Origin of the sequence: Streptomyces sp. 7N604 (genome assembly GCF_052245475.1) — a bacterium.
Lineage (GTDB): Bacteria > Actinomycetota > Actinomycetes > Streptomycetales > Streptomycetaceae > Streptomyces.
In genome coordinates, this window is record NZ_JBQQBX010000044.1 from 1 (window position 1) to 15326 (window position 15326).

At 72.4% G+C, this 15326-nt stretch carries 16 protein-coding genes and 1 pseudogene; 13 read left to right on the forward strand and 4 right to left on the reverse strand.

Features of this window, described 5'->3' with window-relative positions; translation table 11 throughout:
* Positions 1–46 precede the first annotated feature (46 nt).
* Both ACTWP8_RS34065 and ACTWP8_RS34070 read left to right on the forward strand, forming a co-directional pair.
* A complete protein-coding gene (locus ACTWP8_RS34065) occupies positions 47–1462 on the forward strand; it encodes a DUF4185 domain-containing protein (RefSeq protein WP_443325955.1) in 1416 nt (471 codons plus the stop codon).
* 61 nt (positions 1463–1523) lie between these two features.
* Positions 1524–1922, forward strand: a complete 399-nt coding sequence (locus ACTWP8_RS34070) for a J-domain-containing protein (RefSeq protein ID WP_443325956.1) — start codon at positions 1524–1526, stop codon at positions 1920–1922.
* A 125-nt stretch (positions 1923–2047) separates the two neighbouring features.
* Here the strand turns inward: ACTWP8_RS34070 and ACTWP8_RS34075 are convergent, their stop codons facing one another.
* The 3 genes from ACTWP8_RS34075 to ACTWP8_RS34085 all read right to left on the reverse strand — a co-directional run bounded on the left by ACTWP8_RS34075 (position 2048) and on the right by ACTWP8_RS34085 (position 5093).
* Positions 2048–2689, reverse strand: a complete 642-nt coding sequence (locus ACTWP8_RS34075) for a GNAT family N-acetyltransferase (protein ID WP_443325957.1) — start codon at positions 2687–2689, stop codon at positions 2048–2050.
* 159 nt (positions 2690–2848) lie between these two features.
* The gene (locus ACTWP8_RS34080; protein WP_443325958.1) at positions 2849–3274 is read right to left on the reverse strand and encodes an SRPBCC domain-containing protein; all 426 of its coding nucleotides are present in this window, start codon (positions 3272–3274) and stop codon (positions 2849–2851) included.
* 196 nt (positions 3275–3470) lie between these two features.
* Positions 3471–5093: an ABC-F family ATP-binding cassette domain-containing protein gene (locus ACTWP8_RS34085; protein WP_443325959.1), complete on the reverse strand. Its 1623-nt coding sequence runs from the start codon at positions 5091–5093 to the stop codon at positions 3471–3473.
* 409 nt (positions 5094–5502) lie between these two features.
* Between ACTWP8_RS34085 and ACTWP8_RS34090 the strand changes: the two genes are divergently transcribed.
* Positions 5503–5652: a hypothetical protein gene (locus ACTWP8_RS34090; RefSeq protein WP_443325960.1), complete on the forward strand. Its 150-nt coding sequence runs from the start codon at positions 5503–5505 to the stop codon at positions 5650–5652.
* Positions 5653–5697: 45 nt separating this feature from the next.
* Here the strand turns inward: ACTWP8_RS34090 and ACTWP8_RS34095 are convergent, their stop codons facing one another.
* Positions 5698–6111 (reverse strand): SsgA family sporulation/cell division regulator, encoded by a 414-nt coding sequence (locus ACTWP8_RS34095; protein WP_443318463.1) that lies wholly within the window; start codon positions 6109–6111, stop codon positions 5698–5700.
* Between the two features lie 133 nt (positions 6112–6244).
* Here ACTWP8_RS34095 and ACTWP8_RS34100 point away from each other — a divergent pair, with 133 nt between their 5' ends.
* The 10 genes and pseudogenes from ACTWP8_RS34100 (at position 6245) to ACTWP8_RS34145 (ending at position 15221) form a co-directional block, all read left to right on the forward strand.
* Complete coding sequence (locus ACTWP8_RS34100; protein WP_443325961.1) at positions 6245–6955, forward strand: endonuclease V; 711 nt, start codon at positions 6245–6247, stop codon at positions 6953–6955.
* A 115-nt stretch (positions 6956–7070) separates the two neighbouring features.
* Positions 7071–7574 (forward strand): pyridoxamine 5'-phosphate oxidase family protein, encoded by a 504-nt coding sequence (locus ACTWP8_RS34105; RefSeq protein ID WP_443325962.1) that lies wholly within the window; start codon positions 7071–7073, stop codon positions 7572–7574.
* Between the two features lie 9 nt (positions 7575–7583).
* A complete protein-coding gene (locus ACTWP8_RS34110) occupies positions 7584–7883 on the forward strand; it encodes a YciI family protein (protein ID WP_443325963.1) in 300 nt (99 codons plus the stop codon).
* A gap of 253 nt (positions 7884–8136) precedes the next feature.
* A pseudogene (locus ACTWP8_RS34115) lies at positions 8137–8250 on the forward strand (oxidoreductase); the annotation flags it as partial.
* A 303-nt stretch (positions 8251–8553) separates the two neighbouring features.
* Positions 8554–9489 carry a dihydrodipicolinate synthase family protein gene (locus ACTWP8_RS34120; RefSeq protein ID WP_443325964.1) on the forward strand — a complete coding sequence of 312 codons (936 nt, stop codon included), beginning with the start codon at positions 8554–8556 and terminating at the stop codon, positions 9487–9489.
* The gene (locus ACTWP8_RS34125) at positions 9486–11162 is read left to right on the forward strand and encodes a sialate:H+ symport family MFS transporter (RefSeq protein ID WP_443325965.1); all 1677 of its coding nucleotides are present in this window, start codon (positions 9486–9488) and stop codon (positions 11160–11162) included. Before ACTWP8_RS34120 ends, ACTWP8_RS34125 begins: the two co-directional genes overlap by 4 nt.
* Positions 11123–11530 carry an MmcQ/YjbR family DNA-binding protein gene (locus ACTWP8_RS34130; RefSeq protein WP_443325966.1) on the forward strand — a complete coding sequence of 136 codons (408 nt, stop codon included), beginning with the start codon at positions 11123–11125 and terminating at the stop codon, positions 11528–11530. The genes ACTWP8_RS34125 and ACTWP8_RS34130 overlap by 40 nt, the downstream gene beginning before the upstream one ends.
* A gap of 132 nt (positions 11531–11662) precedes the next feature.
* Entirely contained in the window at positions 11663–12799 is a 1137-nt protein-coding gene (locus tag ACTWP8_RS34135) for a CaiB/BaiF CoA transferase family protein (RefSeq protein WP_443325967.1), read from the forward strand.
* 1 nt (position 12800) lies between these two features.
* The gene (locus tag ACTWP8_RS34140; protein ID WP_443325968.1) at positions 12801–13943 is read left to right on the forward strand and encodes an acyl-CoA dehydrogenase family protein; all 1143 of its coding nucleotides are present in this window, start codon (positions 12801–12803) and stop codon (positions 13941–13943) included.
* 63 nt (positions 13944–14006) lie between these two features.
* Positions 14007–15221: an acetyl-CoA C-acetyltransferase gene (locus ACTWP8_RS34145; RefSeq protein WP_443325969.1), complete on the forward strand. Its 1215-nt coding sequence runs from the start codon at positions 14007–14009 to the stop codon at positions 15219–15221.
* The last annotated feature ends 105 nt before the right edge of the window (positions 15222–15326 follow it).

A 15326-nucleotide genomic window follows, 5' to 3' on the forward strand; every position in this document is an offset into this window, starting at 1 on the left:
AGCCTGGTACGTGGACCTGACGTCTCGTCAAAGAGGTGCGTCCCGCGTGGGTTTTTCCGGCATACGTTCCGTCACGTCGCAACGGCACCGCACGATCACCCTCGCCGCGCTCGCCCTCGCACTGGCCGCGGCAGCCGCCCTGCTCCTCGCGCTCCCCGGCTCCCCCCACGACGAGGCAACCCGCTGCCGCGGCCTGAAGGTCGGCTCGTGGGCCGCCGACGACCGTACGACCGGCGAGTTCGCCCGCTACGGGGACGACGGCAGCCGCTTCGACGACTGGACCGGCGGCGACGGCACCCACTCCGTACGGCTCCCCGACGGCCGCACCCTGTGGCTGTTCTCCGACCCCTTCCTCGGCCAGGTCCACCCCCCGCCCAACCCGGAGGGGCAGCCGCACTCCTGGCGGGACAACTCCGCTCCCGGCGGCGCTCTCGGCGGCACCCCCGGCGCTCCCGCCTGGCTGCGGAACGCGGCCGTCGTGATGTCCCCTTCCGGCCGCCTGGAGCGGACACTGACCGGCGGTACGGCGGCTGCCCCCGCGCCGCTGTTCCCCAATCCGCCGTCCGCGGGGCAGCAGCAGTGGCGGTGGCCGGTCGAGGCGGTCGTCGAGCCGCGCACGTCCGGTTCGCCAGGCGCACCGTCCGAGAAGTCCGAGAAGTCCGGGAGCGTCGTCCGCGTCCTGCTGTGGACCCGTACCGCAGGGGCCCCTCCCTGGCTCTACGGCGTCCCGGCCGCCACCGAGGTCGCCACCCTCTCGCTGCCCGACCTGCGCCTCGAGGGCATCGAGCGGATCTCCGACCAGACCCGCACCGCCGACCCGGCGCGCCGCGTCCTCTACGGCACGACAGCCGTCCGCAGCGGCCGCTGGACGTACGTGTTCGGCGGCGACGACGGCCGCGGTGCCACCCCCGCCCGCCCCTCCTCGCACGCCTACCTCGCGCGCGTGCCGCATGGGCGGCTGGCCGATCCGTCCGCCTGGCGCTACTGGGACGGCGGGCGCTGGCAGCCGGACCCGGACCGTGCGGCGCCCGTCCTCGGCGACGGCGGGCGGCGGGGCGTCGGCAGCGCGTTCACGGTGGTGCGCAAGTACGGCACCTGGGTGCTGCTCACCATGGACGCGGGCGGCCCGCACGCGGCCGGCCTCGCCACCATCACCTCGTACTGGGCCTGCTCCCCGCGTGGCCCCTGGCATGGGCCGTCCGGTGGCTTCGAGGCACCCCTGCCGCCCGACTCCGCGGCGCGACGCGAGGTCGCCGCGTACAACCCCCAGGCGCACCCGGAGTTCACCTCCGGAGGGAGGCTGCTGCTCAGCTACGACGTCAACTGGCTCGGCTCCGACCCGTCGGCCGCGCACGCCAACGTCAACCGCAACGTGTCCCTCTACCGCCCGCGGTTCGTCCGGCTGCGCCTGGAGCCGGCCGGCGAGCAGCGGCCCGCGCCCGCACCCGCGCGGGAGCCGTGAGTGAGCGGCGGGACCGGACGCCGCCCGTGTGTGCGGAGGCGGGGTGGGGGAGAATGGCAGCATGACTGAGCGCAAGCCACCCGGCGTCGGCTTCGAGTCATGGGTCGACAAGCAGATCCGCGAAGCTGCGGACCGTGGCGAGTTCGACGACCTGCCCGGCGCGGGCAAGCCCATCCCCGGCCTGGACAGGCCCTACGACGAGCTGTGGTGGATCAAGGAGAAGATGCACCGCGAGAACGTGTCCTATCTGCCGCCGACGCTCACCCTGCGGAAGGAGGCGGAGGACGCGCTGGCCGCGGCGTCGCAGGCCGCGTCGGAGTCCGAGGTCCGGCAGATCGTGGCGGACATCAACGAGAAGATCCGCGAGGCGATCAGGAAGCCGCTCTCCGGTCCTCAGCTCAACCTCGTTCCCTTCGACGCCGAGCGCGTCGTCCGTGAGTGGCGCGAGCGGCGGACATGAGGCCTTGAGGCCTTGAGGACACGAGGTCAAGAGGCAAGAAGGCCACGAGGTCATGAACCGCCGCAAGCACGCCGTACGCGGACCGCGTTCCCGTGGCCGGACGTCATCACGCGTCTCATCACGCGTCACACTCCGAAGAGTTCGCCGCACGCCTCCAGGCCATGCACGTGCACCGGGACCGCACGCCGTGACTCCCACTCCGCGCGGTCCAGGCGCAGCCGTTGTATGGTCCGCAGTTCCCCGCGCACTGACGCGGTGCTGAGACCGTCCGGGCGGTAGCCGAGCTTCCGCGACACCCCGAGCGAGCGTGGGTTGTCCGTCATGGCGGCCGACGTCACCCAGCGCGCGCCAAGACCCTCGAAGGCCAGGTGCAGCGCCGCCGCCCGCATTTCCGTGCCGATGCCCTGCCCTTGATGGGCGATCCCCAGCCAGGAGCCCGTCTTCGCCTCCCGGGTCATGGCGAAGTCCGTCGCGAACAGGTCCTGCCGACCCACCACTTTCCCGTCGCGCAGCACGGCCAGGCTCAGGGTCCACTTCTCCGGGCGCCAGTCCGCGATGGTGCCCAGCACGTGCTGGAAGGTGGCCCGACCCCGCCCCTCCGGCCCGGCATCGCTCCAGGGAAAGAGGAACGGCATCTCCGCCGGATCGTGCACCCCGTCCGCGGCGACCGCCGCCAGCTCATCGAGCAACTCTGTGTCCGGCAACCGCAGCTCAAGCCGCGGCGTCGTCATCCGCAGCCCGTACACGGGCCAGAAACGCCTCTCCATAACGAGAGCCTGCCGAACTCCCCATCGGATCGTCGAATGAATTAGTGCGCTGCCAGGTGGACCATGACGCCTGCGGCGGCCACGCGGCGCAGCACCGATATGCGGCTCCGCCGCGTGGCGCACATCGAAGGGAAAGGCCCGCCGGCACGCCCTCGTCGGTCATCTGCGGAAGGGCAGCGGCTCACCGGTTTCGAGCAGGCTCTTCAGGCTGGACAGAAGCATCGGCCAGCCCGGCCGGACGACCTTGAGGAAGAGGCCGTCCGGGTCCAGGTCGCTGTGGACCACCGCCAGGTGGGTCACCTCTCCCATCGGGCCGAGGTGGAACGAAATCGTGGACGGGTGCCCGCCGTTGGCCTCGGGCTGGTCGGTCTGGGACCAGTCGTAGACGAGCCGCCGGCCGGGGACCGACTCCGCCACCGTCCCCGTTCCGTCCGGGGACCGGCTGACCAGCGGCGAACCCGCCTGCCAGTCCGTCTCGAAGGACATGCCGAAACGCCAGCGCGGCACCAGGGCGGGGTCGGTCAGGGCCTCCCAGACCTTCTCGGGTGTGGCGCGTACGTAGAAGTCGAAGGTCAGGGTCGTCATCCGCGGAGCTCTCCGTCGATCGGCTGTCGGCATCGGCCGTTGGTGGATCAGTGGATACCCGATTCTGGGCGCTCCAGCCACGCTGCGCCGCCCAGTGACGCGCGCGTGGGCGCGTTGACGAGGCGACCACCGCACACGCAGGGGTGAGGCCGGAGCCCGGAGAGGGGCGCCGGGCCTCACGCCTCGTCCGGCCCTCTCACACCTCGTCCGGCTCCACCCCCGCCAACTCCCCCTCCAGCCGCACCCACCGGGTGATCCCGATCCCCCGGAGGAACGGCACATCGTGGCTCGCGACGAGCAGCGCGCCCTCGTACGAGTCCAGGGCGGCCGTCAATTGCCGCACTGACGCCATGTCCAGGTTGTTCGTGGGCTCGTCGAGCATGAGGAGCTGCGGGGCGGGCTCGGCCAGCATCAGGGCGGCGAGGGTTGCGCGGAAGCGTTCGCCGCCCGAGAGGGTGCCCGCGGGCTGGTCGGCGCGGGCGCCGCGGAAGAGGAAGCGGGCGAGGCGGGCGCGGATACGGTTGTTGGTGGCGCTGGGGGCGAAGCGGGCCACGTTCTCGGCGACGGTCAGCCCGTCGTCGAGAACGTCGAGCCGCTGCGGCAGACAGCGCAGCGGCACGTGCGCCACCGCCTCGCCGCCCGCCGGGTCCAGCTCGCCCGCGACCGTCCGCAGCAGCGTCGACTTCCCCGAGCCGTTCCGCCCGATCAGGGCGACCCGCTCAGGGCCGCGGATCTCGAATCCCGGCACGCGCGCGATGCCGTGCCGGAGTTCCAGGTTCCGCAGGGTGAGGACGGCCCGGCCCGCCGGGACCGCCGTGTGCGGGAGGTCGATACGGATCTCGTCGTCGTCCCGTACCGCCCCGACCGCCTCGTCCAGCCGCCCCTTCGCCTCCTCCAGCCTCTCCGCGTGCATGATCCGGTGCTTGCCCGCGGACTCCTGGGCCGTCCGCTTGCGCATCTTCATGACAGCACGCGGCTCCCGCTTGGTGTCGTACATCTTCTGGCCGTAGCGCACCCGCCGCGCCAACTTGACCTGCGCGTCCGCCAGTTCCCGCTTCTGCCGCCGCACGTCCGCCTCGGCGACGCGGACCATCCGCTCGGCGGCCTCCTGCTCCACGGCCAGGGCCTCCTCGTACGCGGAGAAGTTCCCGCCGTACCAGCGGACGTCCCCGCCGCGCAGATCGGCGATCTGGTCGGCCAGCTCCAGCAGTTCGCGGTCGTGGCTGACCACGATCATCACTCCCGACCAGGACGCCACCGCGTCGTACAGCCGACGCCGCGCCTCCAGGTCGAGGTTGTTGGTCGGCTCGTCGAGCAGCAGGACGTCGGGCCGCCGCAGAAGCAGGGCCGCCAGCCGCAGCAGCACCGACTCGCCGCCCGAGACCTCCCCGAGGGTGCGGTCCAGGTCGATGCGGCCGAGGCCGAGCTGGTCGAGCGTCGCGCGGGCCCGCTCCTCGACGTCCCAGTCGTCGCCCACCGCGGCGAAGTGCTCCTCGCTCGCGTCGCCGCCCTCGATGGCGTGCAGCGCGGCGCGGGTGCGGGCGATACCCAGCGCCTCGTCGACCCGCAGGGTGGTGTCGAGTACGAGATTCTGCGGCAGGTAGCCGGCCTCCCCGGCGATCCGGACGCTGCCCGCCGCCGGGGTCAGCTCCCCGGCCATGAGCCGCAGCAGCGTGGACTTGCCGGAGCCGTTGAGCCCGATCAGGCCGGTACGGCCGGGACCGACCGACAGGTCGAAGTCCTCGAAGACGGCGGTCCCGTCGGGCCAGGCGAAGGCGAGTCCCGAGCAGGTGACGGATGAGGGGGCGGAATGAGCCATGCACGGCCTCCCGGTTTGCTCGAAGCGATGTGGTGTGACGTGAAGTCATGCGGCAACACGGAGGAGACACCGGGAGTGCGACAACGGCGGCGAGCGAGCGGGCGGCCGGGCCAAGGCAGCAACGGCAGTAAAGGGGGAGCAAGAAGGCCCCGGTCGCGGGAAGACGGCTCAGTGCCGAGGTCGCACACGGCTCACGCAGGCAGCGTCACTGCGGAGCTCGGTGTCCCAGAACCTCAGACGAGCAACGTCCTTCTCCATTCGACGACAACGGGGCCAGAAACGACCGTACGGCGCGGCGCCGCCCCGTCGCAACGCAATAAAAGTCGGACCACGACCCCGTTCGCGGCGCTGATCGCGCCGGCGGCGGTGGGGGGCTGCGCACGGTGGTGTCGGCGGCGGACGCCACGGCGTGCGAGGCGCGGAGATCGCCGCCCTGGCCGAGCGCGGCGGCCGGGCGGCTCCGGCGCTGAAGAAGGTCATGAACGAGGTGCGGACGGCCTTGATCGTCGCGGTCACCACGGCCGTGCTGGTCCCCAGGATCACGGCCGCGGGCAGCTGACCCCGGGACCCGGGCCCGGAACTCCGGTCCTGCCCGCTGAGGCGGTCACGCCTCTCTCAGCAGCGCCGCCAGATCACCGTCCACGTCCAGGTACAGCCCCTCGCGGCCCACCGGGACCACCAGATACGTCCGCTGCAGGAAGCGGCGCAGATCGGCGGACTCCATCCGCACCATCGCCGTACCGACCGAGGCGTGGAACTCCAGCACGGTCAGATCGTCGCCGAACGGCCGTACGTGCACGTCCCCGTCGCCCGCCGGCTTCTCGAGACCGGCGGCCAGAAGGTCCCGGCCGAAGACCCACGCCACGTCCGAGCCGGCGAGCGAGGCCCGCGGCGGGAAGCAGACGCGTACGGCGAGCGGGTCGTCCCGCTGGTAGCGCAGCACCGCCGTGATGGCCTGCACCTGGGCATCGGCGGTGATGAGGCCGGCCCGGACAGCTTGGTCGATGACAGGGAACACGCCTGCCTCCTCGCGCTCGTAGGGATCCTTGGACGACGGTCCGCACTGGATAGGACGGCTCCGTGGCCGGATTCGTGCATCGGAGGGGAGGGTGACGTCTGTCACGGCCGCGGGGAGGTGATAGGACGGCTGCATGGGATGGACCTCCGGGGGATGGACGGGGACGGACCGGGGCTGGCCGGGCTCCGAGGCCGAGGCGGTCGAGGAGCAGGAGCGGCTGCGCGGGCTCGTCGACCTGGAGAGCGCGGGCCCTGCTCCGGGCGCCCCGGGCCGGGTCGCCGGGGTGGACGTGGCGTACGACGAGCGCACCGACCGGGTGGCCGCCGCTGCCGTCGTCCTGGACCTGGCGACCCTCGAGGTGGTGGAGCGGGCGACGGCCGTCTCCACGGCCTCCTTCCCGTACGTGCCGGGCCTGCTGGCCTTCCGCGAACTGCCCCCCGTCCTACGGGCGTTGGAGAGGCTGGCCGCCCCGCCCGACCTGGTCGTGTGCGACGGCTACGGCATCGCCCACCCGCGCCGCCTCGGGCTGGCCAGCCATCTCGGGGTGCTGACCGGTATCCCGTCCTTCGGGGTCGCCAAAACGCCGTTCTCCTTCGCGTACGAGCCGCCGGGCCCCTCGCGCGGCGCGTGGGCGCCGCTGGTCGACGGTGGCGAGGTGGTCGGGCGCGCGCTCCGTACCCGCGACGGCGTCAAGCCGGTCTTCGTCTCGGTCGGGCACGCGATCGGCCTGGAGGCGGCCTGTGCGCACACGCTGCGGCTGACCCCGCGCCACCGGCTGCCGGAGACGACGCGCCACGCGGACGCCCTGTGCCGCCGCGCCCTCGCGGCGGCCCTGGCGGGCTGAGTCCGGGGGCCACGCGCGCGGGTAGCGGGGGAGGAACGAGGGCAGGGCAGGCCTACGGGAGTCCTACGGCCGTACGTCCCCGGTTCGGCGGCACTCCCGCCGTACGGTGAGCCGTATGGACGCCCTGCCCGCTCCCGAAGCCGAGTCCCCGGTCATGTTCGGCAGCCCGATGCCGCCGGGAGAGCTCCTGCCCTGGCAGTGGGCGCTCGACCGGCTGATCGCCGCCCGTACCTACTGGATCGCCACCACCCGCCCCGGCGGACGCCCGCACACCCGCCCGATCTGGGCGGTCTGGCTGGAGGACGGCCTCTGGTTCAGCACGGGCTCGCTCGCCCGCCACAACCTCCGCGGCAACCCGGAGGTCACCGTGCACCTGGAGGACGGCGACCGCCCGGTGATCGTGGAGGGGATGGCGGAGGCGGTCGCGGGGGCCGGGCCGCTGACCGCTTTCCTGGCCGCGTACAACGCCAAGTACGACTGGGATCTCGTCGCGGCCGGCGAGGGTGTGGCCGACAGCTCCGGCGCTGCCGGGCCCGTCTTCCGGCTGCGGCCGCGGGTCGTATTCGGCTGGGATGACGAGATGAGGGCCCCCACGCGGTGGAGGTTCCCGGGCACGTAGGCTCGGATCATGTTCGTGCTTGAGCTGACTTACACCGCACCCGCCGACGAGGTCGACGCCCTCCGCGAAGCCCACCTGGAGTGGGTGGACGAGCAGTTCGAGGCAGGGGTGTTCGTCGCGTCCGGACGCAAGAGCCCGCCCGACGGCGGGGTGATCCTGGCGGTGGGGGACGACCGGGACCGCATCGAGGCCGTCGTCGCCAGCGACCCGTTCGTGCAGGAGGAGGTCTGCGCGTACCGGGTCACGCAGTTCACGATGTCGAGGACCGTGCCGGGGCTCGCGGAGTACCGCCAGCAGCCCGTCGGCTGACGCCCTGGCGCCCTGGACGGTGAGCTGACGGTGGACTGGCTTCGCCCGCCATGAGGCGCACGAGGCGCAGAGGCGCACGAGGCTAACGGAGCAGGCTGAGGCGTTCGGCGTCGGCAGGACTGTGCGCGGCGGCGCTCGCGGTCGTCGCCACCCCGGAGGGCACCGCAGCCGGCGTCACGGCAGGCGAGCGCCCGCGCACCGGCCGGCACCTCATCGGCCGGCTCTCATCGGTCGGCACCTCATCGGCCGGTACCTCATCGCGACCGGCAGCGACGCCCGGTTCCGCGGACTCGCGGCGGTGAGCCGCGGCACGGCCTGGGCTGTGGGCTCGAAGGGCACGGTCCTGCGCACGGTCGACGGCGGCCGCGACGACCTGGCCTGCTGGGCCTCGGGAGAAAAGGGCCGCATCGCCCGCCTGAGCCGCTGACGTCCCGGCCGGCCGTCTGGCCCGGCACCCGCCCGTTGACCCTGGCCTCGACGACCAGGGCTACGCCACCGCACGTGCAGTCAGGGCCCGCGGCCACACCGTTTGCTCACCACTTACTCACCACGCCCGGACAGGTCTTGACGCGGCGATATCGCTCGGGCACTGTCGGCCCCAAGACATAGGACGTCCAACGTCCAATGCAATCAGGCTTCTTCGCGATTGCCCGAAATTGTGGAGCCCGCAATGCCACTCCCCACTCCCCTCACCGGCGTCGTGCCACCCCTGTGCACCCCGCTCACCCCCGGCGGTGACATCGACACCCGCTCCCTCCGCTCCCTCGCCGAACGCCTCATCGGCGCCGGCGTCGACGCGCTCTTCGCGCTCGGCTCCAGCGGTGAGGTCGCCTACCTGAGCGACGCCCAGCGCCATACAGTCCTCCGTACGGCCGTTGAGGCGGCCGACGGCCGCGTGCCCGTACTCGCCGGGGTGATCGACATGACGACCGCGCGCGTCCTCGACCACGCGCGCGCCGCAACGGAGCTCGGCGCTGACGCCCTCGTGGCCACCGCGCCCTTCTACACCCGCACTCACCCGGTCGAGATCGCCGACCACTTCCGGCGCATCCGCCAGGGCGTGGACCTGCCGCTCTTCGCGTACGACATCCCGCTCGCCGTGCACACCAAGCTCCCGGCCGCGATCGTCCTCGCGCTCGCCGCCGACGGCACCCTCACGGGCCTCAAGGACAGCAGCGGTGACGACGGCGCGCTGCGCCGACTCCTCGTCGAGCTGCGCCACCGGGGCCTCGACAGCACGTTCTCCGTGCTCACCGGGTCCGAACTCGCCGTCGACGGGGCCCTGCTCGCCGGTGCCCACGGTGTCGTACCCGGCCTGGGCAACGTCGATCCGGCCGGTTACGTCCGGCTCTACGCGCAGGCGCGCGCGGGCCGTTGGGCGGACGCCGCGGCGGAGCAGGACCGCCTCGCCGCGCTGTTCGCCATCACCGACGTCGGCGACGAGGCGGCCATGGGCCGCAGCTCGTCCGCGCTCGGCGCCTTCAAGGCCGCACTCCACCTGCTGGGCGTCATCGACTGCCCGGCCACCGCCGCCCCGCAGGTCCCCTTGGGCGACGCCGCAACCAAGTCCGTGAGCCGCCTGCTCGAAGAGGGAGGACTGCTGTGAGCACGCCGGAGAACGCGCCAGGGTCCGAGTCCGGTTCCGGGGCGGGGTCCGAGTCCGCACCCGGGTCCGGGCCCGCGCCCGAATCGGGGTCCGAGTCGGCGTCCGAATCCGCGTCCGAGTCCGCGCCCGGAGCGTTACCCCTCCGCTGGTACCGGGAGGTCTCCCGGCGCCAGTGGAAGTCGATGTTCGCCGCCTGGGCCGGCTACGTCCTCGACGGCTTCGACTTCGTGCTCATCACGCTCGTCCTCACCGAGATCGCCGACGACTTCGGGCTGAGCACCGTGCAGTCCGCGAGCCTGGTCTCCGGCGCCTTCATCACCCGCTGGCTCGGCGGCGCGCTGCTCGGCGCGATGGGCGACCGCTACGGCCGCAAGGCCGCGATGATCGCCAGCATCCTGCTCTACTCGCTCGGCACCTTCGCGTGCGGCTTCGCGTGGGGCTACACCAGCCTCTTCGTCGCCCGGCTCGCGATCGGCATGGGGATGGCGGGCGAGTACAGCGCCAGCGCGACGTACGTGCTGGAGACCTGGCCGATCCGGCTGCGCAACCGCGCCTCCGGCTTCCTGATCTCCGGCTACGCCTTCGGCACGGTCCTGGCCGCCGAGGTCTACAAGTGGGTTGTGCCAGGGCTGGGCTGGCGCTGGATGTTCTGGATCGGCGTGCTGCCGGTGCTGGTCGCGCTGTGGGTGCGGCGGGCGCTGCCGGAGGCCGACGACTGGAGCGCCGAGGTCGGGGCCGCCGAGGCCCGGCCCAACCCGTTCCGGCCGCTGTTCGCCACACGCGCGCGTGCCACCGTGAACTCCATCCTCACCGCGGCCGCCGGCACCGCCCTGTTCTGCGTCTTCACGCCGGCCGGTGCCGGGGCGGTGCCCGCGCTGTCGGCGGTCGCGGCGGCCTGCCTGGTCGCCTTCGCCGTGCAGCTCGGCGGCCGGAGCGGCTGGGTGCTGTACGTCGGGCTGATGGCGACCGTGTTCTGCTGCTTCCTCTACAGCTGGCCGATCCAGGCCCTGCTGCCGACCTATCTCAAGACCGAGCTCGGGTACTCGCCCGGGCAGGTCACGGACGTCATGTACTACGCCGGGTTCGGGACGATGTTCGGCTGCTGGCTCGCGGGCTTCGTCGGCGACCGGCTCGGCACGCGCACCGCGTACACCGTCACGCTGATCGCCTCTCTGGCCTTCATCTTCCCGGTCTTCGCGGTCCAGGACAGCCTTGTCGGGCTCGGCGTGCTGCTCTTCTTCATGCTGGCGCTGAGCCAGGGCATCTCGGGCCTGCTGCCCAAGTACGTCGCGGGCCACTTCCCGGTCGCGACGCGCGCCGCCTCGCTCGGCTTCGTCTACAACGTCGGCGCGCTCGGCGGGGCGGTTGCCCCGGTGCTCGGCGCGCGGCTCGCCGAGGGGATGCCACTGGGCCGGGCGCTCGCCGTGCTGGCCTTCGGCCTGACCGCGGTCGTGATCGTGCTGGTCGGCGGCAATATCCCGCACCGCCTGCACCGGCTGACCGACCGCATGGCCGACGCCGACCACCTGGTTCACGCGCCGATGTCAGCGGCCCCGGTTAGCGTGGAGCGCGCGAACCCGGAGCGGGGCGAGCAGCGAGGCGAGCAGGGCGAGCGAGGCGGAGGCGAGGAGCGATGGGCGCAGCGAAGGACAAGGGTCCGCCGACGGCCCTGAAGGCGCCGCTGAAGGTGCGGGAGAAAGTGCGGAAGTTCGCGCTCGGGCTGCCCGGGGCGGTGGAGGAGTTCCCCTGGGGCGAGAGCGTGATCAAGGTCAACAAGAAGGTCTTCGTCTTCCTCGGCGTCGACGACGGCAGTTACCCGCCGGGTGTCACCGTCAAGCTCAAGGACGAGGCGACTCACGAGCACGCGATGTCCGCACCCGGCGCGGAGCCGGCGGGGTACGGGCTGGGCAAGGCGGGCTGGGTGAGCGTCCCGCTCGCCGAGCCGGGCGCGCCGGAGCCCGATCTGCTGTGCGACTGGGTGGAGGAGAGCTACCGCGTCATCGCCCCCAAGAAGCTCATCGCGGAGCTGGACGCCGACTGACCCCCGCGACCGCCGGACGCGACCCGTAGGCGGCCCATCGGGGGTTTCACATCAGCCGGGGCTTGTGCGAAGTGGAACGTGTTCTTAGCATCACTGATGTTACATCAATGGTGTCAAAGAGCTGGGGGCTTGATGGCAGCCGCAGGGAAGGCCGCAGGGAGGGGCCCCCTGGCCGGGGTTCGGGTCGTGGAGCTGGCGGGGATCGGCCCCGGGCCGTTCGCCGCCATGCTCCTCGCCGACCTCGGCGCCGACGTCGTCCGCGTCGACCGCCCCGGCGGCGCCGGGCTGAACATCGACCCCGCCTACGACGTCACCAACCGCAACAAGCGCTCCGTGCTCCTCGACCTCAAGTCTCCCGGGGGACCGGCGGCCGTCCTCGGCCTCGCCGAGCGTGCCGACATCCTGATCGAGGGCTTCCGGCCAGGCGTCGCCGAGCGCCTCGGCGTCGGCCCGGAGGACTGCTTCGACCGCAACCCGCGGCTCGTCTACGGCCGGATGACCGGCTGGGGCCAGGAAGGCCCGCTCGCCGACCGCGCCGGGCACGACATCGCGTACATCGCCATCACCGGCGCTCTCGGGATGATCGGACGACCGGGCGAGCCGCCCGCGGTCCCCGCCAACCTCCTCGGTGACTACGCCGGCGGCTCGCTCTACCTCGTCATCGGTGTTCTCGCCGCGCTCCAGCACGCCCGTACGGCGGGCGAGGGCCAGATCGTGGACGCGGCCATCGTCGACGGGACCGCGCATCTGACCGCCATGATCCACGGGATGATGGCGGCCGGCGGCTGGCAGGACCGGCGCGGCGCCAACCTCCTGGACGGCGGCTGCCCCTTCTACGGCACGTACGAGACGGCCGACGGCGGCCACATGGCCGTCGGGGCGCTGGAGCAGCGGTTCTACGAGGAGTTCGTCCGGCTCCTCGGCATCGCGGACGAGGCACCCGCGCGCAAGGACGCGGCGCGCTGGGGCGAGCTGCGCGCCGCCGTCACCGCCCGCTTCAAGCAGCGCACGCGCGAGGAGTGGACCGCCGTCTTCCAGGACTCGGACGCCTGTGTAGCGCCCGTGCTCTCCCTCCGCGAGGCCCCGGCCCACCCGCACCTCGCCGCCCGCGCCACCTTCACCGAGCACGGCGGCATCACCCAGCCAGCCCCCGCCCCGCGCTTTTCCGCCACGCCCGGCGCCCTGCGCCGCCCGCCCGCGCAGCCCGGAGCGGACACCGCAGAAGTGGCCCGCGACTGGGACGTTCCCGCACTCACCGAGGAGAGCTGAGTTGAAGCGCCGGATCTTCACCGCCGAGCACGATGCCTTCCGCGAGACCGTCCGCACCTTCCTCACCAAGGAGGTGCTGCCCCACTACGAGCAGTGGGAGAAGGACGGCATCGTCAGCCGGGACGCCTGGCTGGCCGCAGGGCGCCAGGGGCTGCTCGGGATCGCCGTCCCCGAGGAGTACGGCGGCGGCGGGAACGACGACTTCCGTTACGCCGCGGTGCTCGCCGAGGAGTTCACCCGGGCAGGCGCCGCGGGCCTCGCGATCGGGCTGCACAACGACATCATCGGCCCCTATCTGAACTCCCTCGCCACCGACGAGCAGAAGCGGCGCTGGCTGCCCGGCTTCTGCAGCGGCGAGATCGTCACAGCGATAGCGATGACCGAGCCGGGCGCGGGATCGGACCTCCAGGGCGTCCGTACGACGGCGGTCGACCGGGGAGACCACTGGCTGCTGAACGGCTCGAAGACGTTCATCTCCAACGGCATCCTCGCCGATCTGGTGATCGTGGTGGCGAAGACGACGCCGGAGGGCGGTGCGCACGGGCTCAGCCTGCTCGTCGTCGAGCGCGGCACGGCGGGCTTCGAGCGCGGCCGCAACCTCGACAAGATCGGGCAGAAGGCCCAGGACACCGCCGAGCTGTTCTTCCACGACGTGAAGGTGCCCAAGGAAAACCTGCTCGGCGAGGAGAACGGCGGCTTCGTCCACCTCATGAGGAATCTCGCGCAGGAGCGGATGACCATCGCGGTCGCCGGAATCGCCGCGGCCGAGCACCTTCTGGAGATCACCACCGCGTATGTGAAGGAGCGCGAGGCCTTCGGGAGGCCGATCTCCAGGCTCCAGCACATCCGGTTCGAGATCGCCGAGATGGCCACCGAGTGCGCCGTGACCCGAGCCTTTCTCGACCGCTGCATCACCGAGCACGCGAGCGGCGGGCTCGACGCGGTGCACGCCTCGATGGCCAAGTGGTGGGCCACCGAGCTCCAGAAGCGGGTCGCCGACCGGTGCCTGCAACTCCACGGCGGATACGGCTACATGGCTGAATACCCGGTCGCCAGAGCCTTCACCGACGGCCGTATCCAGACCATCTACGGCGGCACGACCGAGATCATGAAGGAGATCATCGGCCGCTCCCTGCTCTCCTGACCCGCCCCACCACCCTCATCGCCCCATCACCCGCACCGCCTCATCCCCCGAAAGGCTGCTGACGTGAGCACCGAAGCGTATGTGTACGACGCCATCCGCACCCCGCGCGGGCGCGGCAAGGCCAACGGCGCACTGCACGGCACCAAGCCCATCGACCTCATCGTCGGGCTCATCCACGAGATCCGCCGCCGCTTCCCCGGCCTGGATCCGGCCGCCGTGGACGACATCGTGCTCGGCGTCGTCAGCCCCGTCGGCGACCAGGGCTCCGACATCGCCAAGACCGCCGCCATCGCGGCCGGGCTCCCCGACACCGTCGCCGGCGTCCAGGAGAACCGCTTCTGCGCCTCCGGCCTCGAGGCTGTCAACCTGGCCGCTGCCAAGGTCCGTTCCGGCTGGGAGGACCTGGTCCTCGCGGGCGGCGTCGAGTCGATGTCCCGCGTCGCCATGGGCTCGGACGGCGGCGCCTGGGCCGCGGACCCGATGACCAACTTCGAGACCGGCTTCGTGCCGCAGGGCATCGGCGCCGACCTCATCGCCACCATCGAGGGCTTCACGCGGCACGACGTGGACACGTACGCGGCGCGGTCGCAGGAGCGGGCCGCCGAGGCGTGGAAGGACGGCCGCTTCGACCGCTCCGTCGTCCCGGTCCGCGACCACAACGGCCTGGTCGTCCTCGACCGCGACGAGCACATCAGGCCCGGGACGACCCCGGAGACGCTGGCCGCCCTCAAGCCGTCCTTCGCCACGATCGGGCAGGCGGGCGGCTTCGACGCCGTGGCGCTGCAGAAGTACCACTGGGTGGAACGGATCGACCACGTCCACCACGCCGGGAACTCCTCCGGCATCGTCGACGGCGCGGCGCTCGTCGCGGTCGGCAACCGCGAGGTGGGGGAGCGGTACGGGCTCGAGCCCCGCGCCCGTATCCTCTCGGCCGCCGTCTCGGGCGCCGACCCGACCATCATGCTCACCGGGCCCGCCCCCGCCTCCCGTAAGGCGCTCGCCAAGGCGGGTCTGACCATCGACGACATCGATCTCGTCGAGATGAACGAGGCCTTCGCCGCCGTCGTCCTGCGCTTCGCCCGCGACATGGGCCTCCCGCTGGACAAGGTCAACGTCAACGGCGGCGCCATCGCCATGGGCCACCCCCTCGGCGCCACCGGCGCGATGCTGCTCGGCACGGTCATCGACGAGCTGGAGCGCCGCGACCAGCGGTACGGCCTGGTCACGCTCTGCGTGGGCGGCGGCATGGGCAGCGCGACGGTGGTCGAGCGCGTGTAGCGCTCCCGCGGAGCCGAGGCCCTGCCCCGCGAGCGGGTAGCGGCCGTTTCGGCTCCCCGGGCTACCGCTGGGTGGGGGCTCCCCCGGTGAAGCCAGGCCCAAGGA

Coding starts and splice junctions, on each gene's coding strand:
- ACTWP8_RS34080 (WP_443325958.1), bottom strand. CDS start 3,274: ATGACGACCCTGACCTTCGACTTCTACGTACGCGCCACACCCGAGAAG.
- ACTWP8_RS34085 (WP_443325959.1), bottom strand. CDS start 5,093: ATGGCTCATTCCGCCCCCTCATCCGTCACCTGCTCGGGACTCGCCTTC.
- ACTWP8_RS34120 (WP_443325964.1), top strand. CDS start 8,554: ATGCCACTCCCCACTCCCCTCACCGGCGTCGTGCCACCCCTGTGCACC.
- ACTWP8_RS34105 (WP_443325962.1), top strand. CDS start 7,071: ATGGACGCCCTGCCCGCTCCCGAAGCCGAGTCCCCGGTCATGTTCGGC.
- ACTWP8_RS34110 (WP_443325963.1), top strand. CDS start 7,584: ATGTTCGTGCTTGAGCTGACTTACACCGCACCCGCCGACGAGGTCGAC.
- ACTWP8_RS34135 (WP_443325967.1), top strand. CDS start 11,663: ATGGCAGCCGCAGGGAAGGCCGCAGGGAGGGGCCCCCTGGCCGGGGTT.
- ACTWP8_RS34130 (WP_443325966.1), top strand. CDS start 11,123: ATGGGCGCAGCGAAGGACAAGGGTCCGCCGACGGCCCTGAAGGCGCCG.
- ACTWP8_RS34100 (WP_443325961.1), top strand. CDS start 6,245: ATGGGATGGACCTCCGGGGGATGGACGGGGACGGACCGGGGCTGGCCG.
- ACTWP8_RS34070 (WP_443325956.1), top strand. CDS start 1,524: ATGACTGAGCGCAAGCCACCCGGCGTCGGCTTCGAGTCATGGGTCGAC.
- ACTWP8_RS34075 (WP_443325957.1), bottom strand. CDS start 2,689: ATGGAGAGGCGTTTCTGGCCCGTGTACGGGCTGCGGATGACGACGCCG.